This is a genomic window from Mesorhizobium sp. RCAM 06353 (genome assembly GCF_059683585.1).
The window spans coordinates 1,341,716-1,355,114 of sequence record NZ_CM185031.1 but is presented as its reverse complement, the minus strand read 5'-3'; the positions used below and the strand labels follow the sequence as shown (position 1 = coordinate 1,355,114).

The following is a 13,399-nucleotide window of genomic DNA, read 5'->3' as shown; positions in this document are numbered from 1 at the left end:
GATTTACCGCGATCGGGGCGGTCCCGATAGGGCCCTTGTTGGAAAGCAACATTCTTCGAAATCCGTGTTGCTTTATTACAAGAGCGCTTGCATCGTGCGCGCCTGTCGGACGGCTTTCAAGCCGCCGCGGAACGATGCCTATGCGAGAGCGGAGAAACCGAGAATGACCTTCGACAAGAACCCGTTTCCCTCAGGCGACGCCGATCGCCACGCGCTGTGGGAGATGCTGGTACGCCGCGACATCGACGCTTTTATCGGTCAGGACTGGTCGATGGTCGAGCATGATTTCATTGCCGAAAGCTTCTTCGGCATGCATGCGCATTTTCTCGCCAACGCCGATGCCTGGCGGCTGCAATTCCCCCGGCTGGAGATCTATCGCGACGAATGGCTGCGCCAGGCCAGGGAGACGGCGGCGACCAAATTCGCCGAGCCGCTGCGCGAGGCGATTTTCCGCGTCACCAATCTGCGCGACATCGATGTCGACGGCGACCGCGCCGTGCTGCACAAGAAGTTCGACGGCACCATTGCCAAGGCGGATGGCAGCGTCGACCGGCTGAAATGGCAGACACTGTATTTCTGCAGGAGGGTCGAAGGCAGCTGGAAGATCGCCGGCTTCGTCGGCTACATGCCGTATCCGCTGGGAGCCTAGCGCGTCCGCGACGCGCCCGGCCCAACCAGCACCGCCGCCCTGTAGGCCGGATTGCCGTACCAGGCCATCCGGTCGAGCTCCACCGCCATCACGGGCAGGTCGACAACGTCCATCATCTGTTCGAAACGGTCCGGCTCGATCCAGGGGTCGTTGAGGAAATAGACCCCGCCGCCATGGCCGTGGACGAGCACCCAGTGCGGGCAAGTGTAGCCCATCATCGGTGCCTGATCGATCAGCACCAGCGCCGAGAAGCCGCGATCGAGTGCCTGGCCGATCTCTTCGACGGCAAACGCGCGGAGCTCGATCGGCACTGACGCGGCTTCGACGTCGCGCTTGAAACCGGCCTGCACGAAACGCATCAGGCCGCGCCTTTCCTCCGAGGCGGCGCGGTCGAGGAAGATCGGGTCCGCAGTGCTCATGAACACTTCTACCCGCCGCCCGCGCCGGTATGCCGCCAGCGCCAGGCCATAGGGATCGCAGCCGCCCGGCCCGCTCGGGCCGATGATGGTGGTGGCCTCGCGCCAGAGTTCGACCTCCAGTGCCCGGTCCGGCCGGAAGGCCGGGTCGAGGCCGGCCATCGCCATGGCCAGCGCGGACGGCCCGCAGGTGAAGCCCGCCGTCTGCGGCCAGGACGGCGGTAGGCGCTCCTGGCGGCGGATCGGCTCGATGCCGATCCAGCGTTGCAGAAAACCGTCGCGGCGCTCCCACTGGCCGCCGATGTGCTGCACCATGTCCTCGTCGGCGCGCAGGCAGAGCGCATCTTGCGCAAGCGCCTCCTTTTCCAGCGCCTCCAGCAGGTGCGGGCCGCTGATGAAGCCGGCGGCAGACCAGAACAAAGCGAGGCGCATCATTGCCGCCGCCGGCCGGCGCTGGCCGATCACGATCGCCTCGGCGCGGCCATCGCTGTATTGCGCCACGCCGGTGACGCCAGCGATTTTTTGCAGGGCGGCCAGACGATCGCCGATCACCGCCGGCACCGCCGCCATCAGGTCCGCCCAGACGGATGCATCTTCGGCTGCGAAGATTGTCGCACTCGCCCTGCCGGTCAGCAGCGAAGCTGGCATGGGGTCATCTCCGTTCAAACCAATGCCGGCCGGGCTTCCGGCACCGTCATGATTTAGCGGCAGCAGGCCTTAATGATCAGTAGAGCGTGACGAGGGCCGGGAACAGCATGCCCGTCTCGCGGAAATACTCGACCAGCTCGATGGCCGGGAAGATGGCGAGGAAATAGAGCCCGTCATAGAAGGTGCGCTTCAGCGCCCGCGTTGAGAACTGCAGCTCATCATTGTCGCGGTAGATCAGCGGGTTCGGCCAGAACCTTGGCGTTCTCTCGATGTAGGCAAGGTAAGCCGGGCCGAACTTGCCCAGCAGATATTCCGCTTCCTTGCGCGCCGTAACGCGGAAGATCAAGAAGCTGGCGAGGCCGAGCGCCAGGGCGGCGAAAGCCGAGCCGTAGAGCAGACCGATGCCGACCGCCCCGACCGTCGAAAAGAAATAGAGCGGGTTCTGGCTCATCGAGAACGGCCCCGTCGAAACCAGCTCCTCATTCTTCTTGCCGCCGACATAGAGGATGCTCCAGAGCCGGCCGGCGACGCAGGCGAGCACGAGGCAGAAGCCGAAGAATTCGAGCGTTTCGTGACCGTTCGAGCCCTCGGCGAGCGCCGGCTTGGTGAGGAACAGCAGCAGCACCGCCAGCACCGCCGCCGCCCGCACGAAGATCAGCCGCTTGCGTTGAACGAACGCATTCGAAACCGGCTTGAGCGAAGCGTAGGTCATTCGTGTTTTCCCTGGGGCATGCGGGTTCGGCACTGGGACACGCCATTGATGGCCGATACAAGGCGGCCACTTTCTATCAGCGCAGCGCGAGAGGTTCGTAAAGGGCTTTTGCGCCAACTAGGCCCTTCCTTACCAATTTGTATACCGCCGGACAGGCTGGCGTGAAGTCGCACGCCTAGTGTCGAGATGCCGGATCGCTTCCGCACGGCCGCAACCATCGACCTCGGGACAGTCATGCTCGCTCCCAGCACGTACCCCGCCGAACCGGACCACAACAGGGTTCCGGAGGTCACCCTCGATTTCTGGCTGATCAAGCTGATGGCGGTCACCATGGGCGAGACGGCGGCCGACTATCTCGCCGTCAATCTCGGGCTCGGGCTGACCGTCACCTCGCTGATCATGACCGGCGTGCTGATTGTCGCCCTCATCCTGCAGTTCGCGCAGAAACGCTACGTGCCCTGGGCCTACTGGCTGGCGGTGGTGCTGATCAGCGTCGTCGGCACGCTGATCACCGACAATCTCGTCGACAATTTCGGCGTGCGCCTGCAAACGACGACGATTGCCTTTTCGGTCGCGCTCGCGGCGACGTTCGCGGTCTGGTACGCCAGCGAGCGGACGCTGTCGATCCACACCATCTTCACGACGAGGCGCGAGATCTTCTACTGGCTGGCGATCCTGTTGACCTTCTCGCTCGGCACCGCCGCCGGCGATCTCGTCGCCGAGAGCTTCGACATGGGCTATCTCACCACGGGCCTCATGTTCGGCGGCGTCATCGCGCTGATCGCGCTCGCCTACTGGCTGCTGCATCTCGACGCCATCCTGGCCTTCTGGCTCGCCTACATCCTGACGCGGCCGCTCGGCGCCTCCTTCGGCGATCTTCTGTCGCAGCCGGCCGAATATGGCGGCCTCGGCTTCGGCACCACCTTCACCAGCCTGATCTTCCTCGGCTGCATCGCTGCGCTGGTTCTCTACATGACGCTGAAGAAAACGGCCGACGATGCCGACGAAATCCTGCTGGAGTCGGACTGAGTACCGGGCGGATGCGCTAGCGTTGACAATTGCCGAAAACCCCACCGCTTCGTCATCCACGGGCGGAGCAAGGAGCGAAGCGACGCGGCGCAGACCCGAGGATCCATGCCGCGACTCCAACGCGCCGCGACGGTGCAAAATTCTGCTCCGCTGCACTCCGCGGCGAAGGTCGCGGCATGGATCCTCGGGTCTCCGCGACGCCGCTGCGCGGCTGCTCCGCCCTAGGATGACGAAGGTAGGGAACGCACCACCCCGCCAAAGCCATCCTGCCATCCTAGGAACAGCCCCGTGCCGGTGATAGCCTGTCCCCAATATCGGCAATCAACCGGAACAGCGATGCGACTTCTTCTCGTCGAGGACGACCACAGGACGGCGGACTATATCGTCAAGGGACTGACCGAGGCCGGTCATGTCTGCGATCTCCTGCGCAACGGCCATGACGCGCTTTTCGCCGCGACCAGCGGCGCCTATGACGTGATCGTCGCCGACCGCATGATCCCGGGTCTCGACGGCCTGTCGATGGTCAAGGCGGTGCGCGCGGCGGGCGTGCGCACGCCGGCGATCTTCCTCACCTCCGTCGGCGGCATCGACGACCGTGTCGAGGGCCTTGAGGCCGGCGGCGACGACTATCTGGTCAAGCCCTTCGCCTTTTCCGAGCTGCTTGCCCGCATCCATGCGCTCGGCCGCCGGCCGGCGGCGCAGGAGCAGAAGACCGTGTTGCGGGTCGGCGACCTCGAAATGGACCTCATCATGCGGCGCGTTGTCAGGCAGGGCCAGCCGATCGACCTGCAGCCGCGTGAATTCAGCCTGCTGGAGGTGCTGATGCGCGGCGAGGGCCGCGTGATCACCCGCACCATGCTTCTGGAGCGCGTCTGGGACTTCCATTTCGATCCCAAGACCAGCGTCGTCGAGACGCATATCAGCCGGCTGAGGGCCAAGATCGACAAGCCGTTCGAAACCCAGCTCATCCACACCGTCCGCAACACCGGCTACAGCCTGCACGCGCCGCTCGCGCCATGACCGGAACCTCGGCTCGCCTGCTGCGCAGCACGCCGTTCCGGCTCGCGCTGACCTTCGCCTTCCTGTTCATGCTGGCCTTCGTGCTGTCGGGCGCCATCGTCTATCAGATGATGAGCGCCGATCTGGCCGAGCAGCTCGACGACACCATCAAGGAAACGTACGCGGTTATCGCCGCGACCTATGCCGACAGTGATCCCAAGGAGCTGGTGGAGACCGTTGATAACCACTCCATGCGCAGCCCGAAGAAGGAACAGCTGTTTTCGTTGACTGACACCGCCGGCAACCGTCTGGCCGGCAATTTCACCGCGGCGGGCCTTCCCGACGGCTTTTCAAATTTCGGCGCCGAAATGCCCGGCCTGCCCAAGGGTACCGAATACCGCGCCTATTCCGGCGCGGTCGGCGGCAACACGCTGACGATCGCCATCAGCCTCTCCGAGACGGAGGAACTGGAGACGATCATGCTGATGAGCTTCGGCTGGGCCACCTTGATCATCACCGGGCTGGCGGTCACCGGCGGCGCGCTGCTGGCCTCGCGCGTCCAGCGCCGTCTCGACGGCATTGCCGCCACCATGGTCGATGTCTCGCATGGCCGGCTCGATGCCCGCATTCCGCTGACCGGCAAGGGCGACGACATCGACATCGTCTCCAGCCAGGTCAATGCGGCGCTCGACCGCCTGTCCGGCCTGGTCGACGGCATGAAGCAGGTCAGCGCCAACATCGCGCATGATTTGAAGACGCCGCTCAACCGGCTGCAGATGATCCTGGAGGGGGCGGCCGACAAGGCCGCGCAGGATCGCGACGTTTCCGGCGACCTGGCCGATGCGCGCGCTGAAGGCCATCAGATCAACGAGACTTTCGACGCGCTGCTACGCATCGCGCAAATCGAGGCCGGCGCGCGCAAGGCGCGCTTCACCGATGTCGATCTGGGCCTGATCCTGCAAACCATCGCCGAGATCTACGCCGACGTGGCCGAGGATGACAGCAAGTCGCTGTCGTCGGTGGAGCTGCATCAGACCGCCGACCGCATTCACGGCGACCCGGAACTGCTGACGCAGATGTTCGCCAATCTGGTCGAGAATGCGCTGCGCCATTGCCCACCCGGCACGACGATCAAACTGTCGGTGGCGCGCCGGGGCGATCGCATGCTTGCCGGCGTCGCCGACAATGGGCCGGGCATTCCCGCCGACGAACGTGAAAACGTCTTCCAGCGGCTCTACCGGCTCGACCACAGCCGCTCGTCACCCGGCAGCGGCCTCGGGCTGAGTCTGGTCAGGGCCATCGCCGATCTGCACGGGGCATCGATCACGTTGGAGGACTGTCAGCCTGGCCTCGCCGTGGTGGTGGGCTTTCCCCTGGCGGCTGATTAGCCGGCAAATGCGTCACCTTACCCGTCCGTAAGGCGGCCGGAGCGCTCGCCTGGCGCCCACTGCGGCAAGATCACCAGATCCAGAACAGGTAGGAGCGCTCGTCGACGACCGTAGGATACCGGGACAGGATCAGCAGCAAGCAGACCATGGCCAGCAGCGCCGCGGGCATGGCGACACGGATCCAGTAGGCTGAGGAATGGCGACGACCCTGCATGACGAACTCCCTACGCGACGGGCTTTTGACGCCGGGGATCCAGGCTGCCGCAGCATGTCATGGGCGACTATGCCTGATGGAGAATACTGCCGCCTTGCCGGGGCTATACAAATCGGTAGGGGCCCTGGCATTCAGCGGTCGATGCGCGTCGACAGGATGATCGATGACGAGGTCCGCTCGACCCCGTCCATGGCGCCGATCTGGTCGAGCAACGCGTCGAGGTCGCGGATCGACGGCGCGTCGACGATGACGATCATGTCGAAATTGCCGCTGACGGAGTGCAGTGTCCTGACCGGCGGCAGCGCCTGCAACGCCCGCACCACCTTGTCGGCAAGCTTGGGCGTGACGGTGAGCAGCACATGCGCCTTGACCAGCCCCTGCTCATAGTCCGCGGAGAGCTTGACGCCGTAACCTGATATGATGCCGCGCTGCTCCAGCCGCTCGATCCGGCTCTGCACCGTCGTGCGCGAGACGCCGAGCTGCCGCGCCAGCTCGGCCGTCGAGGCGCGGGCGTTGGACCGCAGCAGGGAAAGCAGCGCTTGTTCGGCTTCACTGAGCATTTCGACGAATCCCTTCGGCAAATCGACTAGAAATAGGGTTCACTCTGCAGGATTTCACGCTTCCTTTCGACAGGCAAGCTGCGATGATTCCGCTAAATCGAAATTGGCAGGGGTATTTGACCATGAACAACATCGTTATCGTCGGCGCCGGCAAGATCGGCTCGACCATCGCCGGGATGCTTGCCGCAACGGGCGACTACCGCGTCACCCTCGTCGACCGCTCGGCGGCGCAGCTTGCCGCGGCCGAAGTGCCCGCCGGCGTCGAGACGCTCGAACTCGACATCGCCGCAGCCGGCACCCTCGAGGCAGCGCTCGCCGGCAAATTTGCCGTGCTCAGCGCCGCCCCCTTCCACCTGACCACGCGCATCGCCGAGGCTGCAGCCAGCGCCGGCGTGCACTATCTCGATCTGACCGAGGACGTCGTCTCGACCCGGCGCGTCAAGGAACTGGCCCGTTCGGGCAAGAGCGCCTTCATTCCGCAATGCGGACTGGCGCCGGGCTTCATCTCGATCGTCGCTAACGATCTCGCCAGCCGCTTCGACTCGCTGGAAAGCGTGCGCATGCGCGTTGGCGCGCTGCCGCAATACCCGTCCAATGCGTTGAACTACAATCTGACCTGGAGCACCGACGGCGTCATCAACGAATATTGCGAGCCGTGCGAGGCGATCGTCGAGGGCGAGCTGATCGAAGTGCCGCCGCTGGAAGAGCGCGAGGAGTTCTCGCTCGACGGCGTCACCTATGAGGCGTTCAACACCTCGGGTGGGCTGGGCACTTTGGCCGAGACGCTCAAGGGCAAGGTGCGCACGCTGAACTACCGCACCATCCGCTATCCCGGCCACGCCGCGATCATGAAGGCGCTGCTCAACGACCTTGGCTTGCGCCACCGCCGCGACGTGCTGAAGGACATTTTCGAAAGCGCCCTGCCGGCGACGCTGCAAGACGTCGTCATCGTCTTCGTCACCGTCTCGGGCCGCCGCAACGGCCGCCTGCTGCAGGAAACCTACGCCAACAAGATCTATTCGCAGCGCGTTGGCAACCAGGTCCGCAGCGCCATCCAGATCACCACCGCATCCGGCATCTGCGCCGTGCTCGACATGCTGGCCGACGGCAGCCTGCCGGCCACCGGCTTCGTCAAGCAGGAAGACATCGCCCTCGACGCCTTCCTCGCCAATCGCTTCGGCCGCGCCTATGCGCAGCATGAGATGGTGAGCCGGCTCGCGAGCTGAGCTTTTCACCCTCCCCTTGTGGGGAGGGTCGGCTCGCAATCGGAGCGAAGCGGAGATTGCGGGACGGGGTGGGGGGTGAGCGCCGACGGTCGGTGAAGACCCCCACCCCGCTCCGCTTCGCGGATCGACCCTCCCCACAAGGGGGAGGGTAAGCGCTCTAAATATGCAGCGCGTGCCCGAGCGCCTTCAGCGCCGCTTCCTGGAACCCCTCGCCTTGCGTTGGATGCGCATGGATCGTTCCGGCGATGTCCTCCAGCCGCGCGCCCATTTCCAGCGCCAGGCCGAACGAAGCCGACAGTTCCGACACGCCCTGCCCGACCGCCTGGATGCCAAGCACCAGATGGTTGTCCGCACGCGCCACGACGCGTACGAACCCATCCTCGCCCAACTTGGTCATCGCCCGCCCATTGGCGGCAAACGGGAACAGGCCGATCTTTATCTCGCCGCCAAGCGCCTTGGCCTCTTCCGGCGACAGCCCGGCCGTCACCAGCTCCGGATCGGTGAAGCAGACGGCGGGAATGGAGCGCTTGTCCCAGCTGCGCTTGTGGCTGGCGACGATCTCGGCGACCATTTCGCCTTGCGCCATCGCCCGGTGCGCCAGCATCGGCTCGCCGGTGACGTCGCCGATGGCAAAGATGCCGCGCATCGAGGTGCGGCACTGGTCATCGATCTTGATAAACTTTCCGGCTCTGTCGAGGTCGATCTGGTCGAGGCCCCAGCCTTCGGTCACCGGCTTGCGCCCGACCGTCACCAGGATCTTGTCGGCCGCGACCTTGGCGCTCTTGCCGTCCGCTGTCTCGACCAGCAGCGCGTTGCCGTTTGTCGACAGCCCCTTGGCCTTGGCGCCCAGCATCACCTCGATACCGAGCGCGGCGAGCCGCTTGACCACCGGCCGGGTCAATTCCGCATCATACTGCGCCAGCACGCGGGGCAAGGCTTCGACCACGGTCACCTTCGCTCCCATCTTGGCGAAGGCCATGCCGAGTTCCAGCCCGATATAACCGCCACCGACAACAGCCAGTTTTTGCGGCACTTCGTTCAACGCCAGCGCTTCGGTGGACGAGATGACAGGCCCGCCAAAGGGAAGAAAAGACAGTTCAACCGGCGCTGAGCCGGTGGCGATGACGATCGCTTCGGCACGGATCACCTGGCTTCCCGTCTCGGTCTCGACCTCGACGGTCTTGCCGTCATGGAACGTCGCCCAGCCATGAACCGTCTTCACGCCGGCCTTCTTCAACAGGCCGGCGACGCCGCTGTTGAGCCGGCTGACAATGCCGTCCTTCCAGGCGACGGTTTTGCCGAGATCGAGCACGGGTGCTGAAACCGAAATGCCGAGCGGGCTCTTGCCGCCGGCCATGTGCACGACCTTCTCGAACTCCTCCGCCGCATGGATCAGCGCCTTGGAGGGAATGCAGCCGACATTGAGACAGGTGCCGCCAGGCTTGCCGGCCTCGACGATGACCGTATCGACGCCGAGCTGGCCGGCACGGATGGCGCAGATGTAGCCGCCCGGACCGGCGCCGATGACGAGCAGCTTGCAGGAGATTTCTTTCATGTTGGCACGCTCTTTTTGGTGAAGGCCCCCTCATCCGGCCGCTTCGCGGCCACCTTCTCCCCGCTGGGGAGAAGAGACTGGCGCCGGCGTCGACAACCTCCTCTCCCCTCAGGGAGAGGTCGGATTGCCCCGAATTGCCTTGGCAATTCGGTTGGCAATCCGGGTGAGGGGGACTTTGCGACCGTTCTCATCACCCTCAATCCACAAAGATCAGCGCCGGCGTTTCCAGCAGCGCCTTGATCCGCTGCACGAACACCGCCGCATCCCAGCCATCGATCACCCGGTGGTCGAAGCTCGACGACAGGTTCATCATCTTGCGAGGGATGAACTGGGTGCCGTCCCACACCGGCCGCACCATCATCTTGTTGACGCCGATGATCGCCACTTCCGGATGGTTGATGACCGGCGTCGTCGCGATGCCGCCCATGGCGCCGAGCGAGGTGATGGTGATGGTCGAGCCGGACAGCTCGTCACGTGTCGCCGTGCCGGACTTGGCGGCTTCAGCCAGCCTGTTGACCTCGGCCCCGCAATCCCAGATGTCGCGCGCCTCGGCATGCTTGACGACAGGCACCACCAGCCCCGACGGCGTCTGCGCGGCGATGCCGATATGGATGCCGCCATGCTGGTGGATGATGCCGGCCTCGTCGTCGAACAACGAATTGAGCTGGGGCTGCTCGCCGATTGCCTTGACCATAGCCCGCATCAGGAACGGCAGCAGTGTCAACTTCGGCCTGTCTGCGCGCTTCTCCTTGTTGAGCGCGGCGCGCAATTCCTCAAGTGCTGTGACGTCGATCTCCTCGACATAGGTGATGTGCGGGATGCGCGACTTGGACAGCGTCATCTTCTCGGCGATCTTGCGCCGGAGCCCGACCACCTTGATGTCCTGTACCGTATCGTTGCGGGCGAGACCCGATACCTTGGCGACCTGCGGCCCGAGCGCCAGGAACGCCTCGATATCCTCATGGCCGATGCGGCCGGCCGGGCCGCTTCCCGCAACTTGCCTGAGATCGATGCCGGCCTCTTTCGCCCGCAGGCGCACGGCCGGCGACGCCAGCGGCTTTTCGCCTTCGGGGCGCGGCGCGCCGGAGACGGATGTCTGCCCGGCGCTTTTCGAAACGGCCGGGGCGGGTTTCACGTCCGGCACGCTGACCTTTGCCGGGGTCTTCGCGGCCGGCGCGGCGGTTTCGGGTTTTGGTGTCGGCAGCTCGGCCGGAGGCTCGGTCGGCAGCTCGGCCGGAGGCTCGGTCGCCACCTCGGCCTTGCTGCCGCCCTGCGGCTTCACATTGCCCTCGCCCGCCACTTTCAGCCGCACGATCGGCGAGCCGATCGCCACCGTGTCGCCGATCTCGGCGCCCAGCCACAGGATCTCGCCATCGACGGGCGAAGGAATCTCGACCGTCGCCTTGTCGGTCATCACGGCGGCAAGCACGGTGTCCTCGCGCACGATATCGCCGATCTTGACGTGCCATTCGACCAGTTCGGCCTCGGCGACGCCTTCGCCGACATCGGGCAGCTTGATGATGTGCTCGCCCATGTCAGGCCTCCATGGTTTCGATGAGGGCGCGGCCGACGCGGGCGGGACCGGGAAAGTAATCCCATTCCTGCGCATGCGGATAGGGCGTGTCCCAGCCGGCGACCCGCGCCACCGGCGCTTCCAGATGGTAGAAACAATTTTCCTGCACCAGCGCCGACAGCTCGGCGCCGAAGCCCGAGGTCAGCGTCGCCTCATGCACGATGACGCAGCGCCCGGTCTTCTTGACCGAGGCGACGATCGTGTCGAGATCGAGCGGCAGCAGTGTCCTGAGATCGATGATCTCGGCGTCGATGCCGGTCTCTTCGGCCGCGGCCTGGGCGACATAGACCATGGTGCCGTAGGCCAGCACCGTGACCGCCGAGCCCGCCCGGCGGATCGCCGCCTTGCCGAGCGGCACGGTGTAATGGCCATCGGCGACTTCGCCGAGTTCATGCTTCGACCACGGCGTCACCGGTCGGTCGTGATGACCATCGAAGGGGCCGTTGTAGAGGCGTTTCGGCTCGAGAAAAATCACCGGATCGGGATCCTCGATCGCCGCGATCAAAAGCCCCTTGGCGTCATGCGGGTTGGACGGCACCACCGTCTTCAGCCCCGACACATGGGTGAACAAAGCCTCCGGGCTCTGGCTGTGCGTCTGGCCGCCAAAAATGCCGCCGCCGGTCGGCATGCGCACCACGATCGGGCAGGTGAAATCGCCATTCGAGCGGTAGCGCAGCCGCGCCGCTTCCTGGGTCAGCTGGTCGTAGGCCGGATACATGTAGTCGGCAAACTGAATTTCCACGCAGGGCTTCAAACCATAGGCCGCCATACCGATGGCCGACCCGACAATGCCGGATTCGTTGATCGGCGCATCGAAGCAGCGGCTCTTGCCGTATTTGGCCTGCAAGCCATGGGTGACGCGAAAGACGCCGCCGAAGAAGCCGACATCCTCACCGAACACGACGACTTTGTCGTCACGTCCCATCGACACATCCATGGCATCACGAATGGCCTCGATCATGGTCCGTCTCGGCATGGCTCAGACTCCCGCCTGCTGGCGCTGGCGTCTGAGATGCGGCGGCATCTCGGCATAGAGGCCCTCGAACATGTCGCGCGTCGACGGCTTGCCGCCGGCATGCAGCGTGCCGTGGCTCTCCGCTTCCTTCTGCGCCGCGATCACCGTGTCGAGGATTTCGGCCTCGGCCTGCGCATGCCGCTCGTCCGACCAGACGCCGAGGCCGATCAGATGGTTCTTCAGCCGCACCACCGGGTCGCCGAGCGGCCAGTGCGTCGGACTCGGTTTTCGGTCGGTAGGCGGAGGGATCATCCGAGCTCGAATGGGCGCCGGCGCGATAGGTGACATATTCGACCAGTGTCGGCCCAAGATTGCTGCGCGCCCGCTCCGCCGCCCATTTGGCCACCGCATGCACCGCGAGATAATCATTGCCGTCGACGCGCAGCGACGGAATGCCGAAGCCGAGGCCCCGCGCCGCGAACGTACCGGAGCCGCCGCGCGCTATGCCCTGAAAAGTCGAGATCGCCCACTGGTTGTTGACAACATTGAGCACGACCGGCGCCTTGTAGGTGGAAGCGAACACCAGCGCCGAATGGAAATCGGATTCCGCCGTCGAGCCGTCGCCGATCCAGGCAGCCGCAATCTTCGAATCGTTCGAGATCGCCGAGGCCATCGCCCAGCCGACCGCCTGGATATACTGCGTCGCCAGATTGCCGGAGATCGAGAAGAAGCCGTGCTCCTTCGAGGAATACATGATCGGCAGCTGCCGGCCCTTCAGCGGATCGGCCTCGTTGGAATAGATCTGGTTCATCATCGTGACCATCGGATAGCCGTCGGCGATGAGCAGTCCGGCCTGGCGATAGGTCGGGAAATTCATGTCGCCCGGCGCGAGTGCCTTGCGGAAGGCGCAACTCACCGCCTCTTCACCGAGATGCTGCATGTAGAACGAGGTCTTGCCCTGGCGCTGCGCCATCTGCATGCGGGCATCGAAGGTCCTGAGCGTCATCATGTGGCGCAGGCCTTCCAGCAGCTCCTCGCTGGACAGCAGCCCGGCCCAGGGCCCGACCGCCTCGCCATTGCGGTTCAGCACGCGGATGATCGAGAACGCCATGTCGCGGATGGTGCGCGGATCGACTGATATGTCGGGACGCGGCACCGAGCCGGCCTCGGCGATGGTCACATTGGAAAAGTCGGGCGTGCCGCCCGGCCGCACTTCCGGCTCCGGAACGTGGAAACGCAACATCCCAGCATCGGCCATGACCTTTGTCCTCCAATGTTGCCTGGCCGGGATATTTGCATATCTGCGCCGCCAGACCAGTGCGAATTCGTCGGGCAAGGCGAACGCATCGGGCCGACCGCGCCGGCCGATCCAGCCTCCCGCCCACAGGATGTAGATATGTCCGCGAAATTTCTTGTCGATGTTTCGGTGCGGTGCGCAATTAGGCGCAAGGTTGAGCAGGAGTTTCTGCCAGATA

The 13,399-nt window shown here is 64.8% G+C and carries 12 protein-coding genes and 1 pseudogene; 5 read left to right on the top strand and 8 right to left on the bottom strand.

Annotated elements, in window-relative coordinates; translation table 11 throughout:
* The first annotated feature begins 163 nt into the window (after window positions 1-163).
* Complete coding sequence (locus AC56QX_RS06235; protein ID WP_497114436.1) at window positions 164-649, top strand: hypothetical protein; 486 nt, start codon at window positions 164-166, stop codon at window positions 647-649.
* On the opposite strand, the gene AC56QX_RS06230 is transcribed toward AC56QX_RS06235, so the two are convergent.
* Together AC56QX_RS06230 and AC56QX_RS06225 are read right to left on the bottom strand one after the other, a co-directional pair.
* Entirely contained in the window at window positions 646-1,713 is a 1,068-nt protein-coding gene (locus tag AC56QX_RS06230; RefSeq protein ID WP_497114434.1) for a peptidase C39 family protein, read from the bottom strand. The two genes, AC56QX_RS06235 and AC56QX_RS06230, sit on opposite strands and share 4 nt — an antisense overlap.
* Before the next feature lie 76 nt (window positions 1,714-1,789).
* Window positions 1,790-2,425: a methyltransferase family protein gene (locus tag AC56QX_RS06225; RefSeq protein WP_497114432.1), complete on the bottom strand. Its 636-nt coding sequence runs from the start codon at window positions 2,423-2,425 to the stop codon at window positions 1,790-1,792.
* A gap of 234 nt (window positions 2,426-2,659) precedes the next feature.
* Between AC56QX_RS06225 and AC56QX_RS06220 the strand changes: the two genes are divergently transcribed.
* The 3 genes from AC56QX_RS06220 (at window position 2,660) to AC56QX_RS06210 (ending at window position 5,841) form a co-directional block, all read left to right on the top strand.
* Complete coding sequence (locus AC56QX_RS06220; protein WP_497114430.1) at window positions 2,660-3,454, top strand: COG4705 family protein; 795 nt, start codon at window positions 2,660-2,662, stop codon at window positions 3,452-3,454.
* Between the two features lie 336 nt (window positions 3,455-3,790).
* Window positions 3,791-4,474 carry a winged helix-turn-helix domain-containing protein gene (locus AC56QX_RS06215; protein WP_497114428.1) on the top strand — a complete coding sequence of 228 codons (684 nt, stop codon included), beginning with the start codon at window positions 3,791-3,793 and terminating at the stop codon, window positions 4,472-4,474.
* Entirely contained in the window at window positions 4,471-5,841 is a 1,371-nt protein-coding gene (locus AC56QX_RS06210; protein ID WP_497114425.1) for a sensor histidine kinase, read from the top strand. The genes AC56QX_RS06215 and AC56QX_RS06210 overlap by 4 nt, the downstream gene beginning before the upstream one ends.
* Before the next feature lie 70 nt (window positions 5,842-5,911).
* On the opposite strand, the gene AC56QX_RS06205 is transcribed toward AC56QX_RS06210, so the two are convergent.
* Window positions 5,912-6,055, bottom strand: a complete 144-nt coding sequence (locus AC56QX_RS06205) for a hypothetical protein (RefSeq protein WP_488478501.1) — start codon at window positions 6,053-6,055, stop codon at window positions 5,912-5,914.
* A gap of 131 nt (window positions 6,056-6,186) precedes the next feature.
* Window positions 6,187-6,615, bottom strand: a complete 429-nt coding sequence (locus AC56QX_RS06200) for an Lrp/AsnC family transcriptional regulator (RefSeq protein ID WP_183464419.1) — start codon at window positions 6,613-6,615, stop codon at window positions 6,187-6,189.
* A 122-nt stretch (window positions 6,616-6,737) separates the two neighbouring features.
* On the opposite strand from AC56QX_RS06200, the gene AC56QX_RS06195 reads away from it, so the two are divergent.
* Window positions 6,738-7,841, top strand: coding sequence for a saccharopine dehydrogenase family protein (locus tag AC56QX_RS06195; protein WP_497114421.1), 1,104 nt, complete (start codon window positions 6,738-6,740; stop codon window positions 7,839-7,841).
* Between the two features lie 157 nt (window positions 7,842-7,998).
* Here AC56QX_RS06195 and lpdA read toward each other — a convergent pair whose 3' ends face one another.
* The 4 genes and pseudogenes from lpdA to AC56QX_RS06175 all read right to left on the bottom strand — a co-directional run bounded on the left by lpdA (window position 7,999) and on the right by AC56QX_RS06175 (window position 13,182).
* Window positions 7,999-9,396: a dihydrolipoyl dehydrogenase gene (gene lpdA / locus AC56QX_RS06190; RefSeq protein WP_497114419.1), complete on the bottom strand. Its 1,398-nt coding sequence runs from the start codon at window positions 9,394-9,396 to the stop codon at window positions 7,999-8,001.
* 196 nt (window positions 9,397-9,592) lie between these two features.
* Window positions 9,593-10,930: a dihydrolipoamide acetyltransferase family protein gene (locus AC56QX_RS06185; protein ID WP_497114418.1), complete on the bottom strand. Its 1,338-nt coding sequence runs from the start codon at window positions 10,928-10,930 to the stop codon at window positions 9,593-9,595.
* A gap of 1 nt (window position 10,931) precedes the next feature.
* Window positions 10,932-11,945 carry an alpha-ketoacid dehydrogenase subunit beta gene (locus AC56QX_RS06180; protein WP_027046082.1) on the bottom strand — a complete coding sequence of 338 codons (1,014 nt, stop codon included), beginning with the start codon at window positions 11,943-11,945 and terminating at the stop codon, window positions 10,932-10,934.
* A 3-nt stretch (window positions 11,946-11,948) separates the two neighbouring features.
* Window positions 11,949-13,182, bottom strand: a pseudogene (locus tag AC56QX_RS06175) (3-methyl-2-oxobutanoate dehydrogenase (2-methylpropanoyl-transferring) subunit alpha).
* Between the last annotated feature and the right edge of the window lie 217 nt (window positions 13,183-13,399).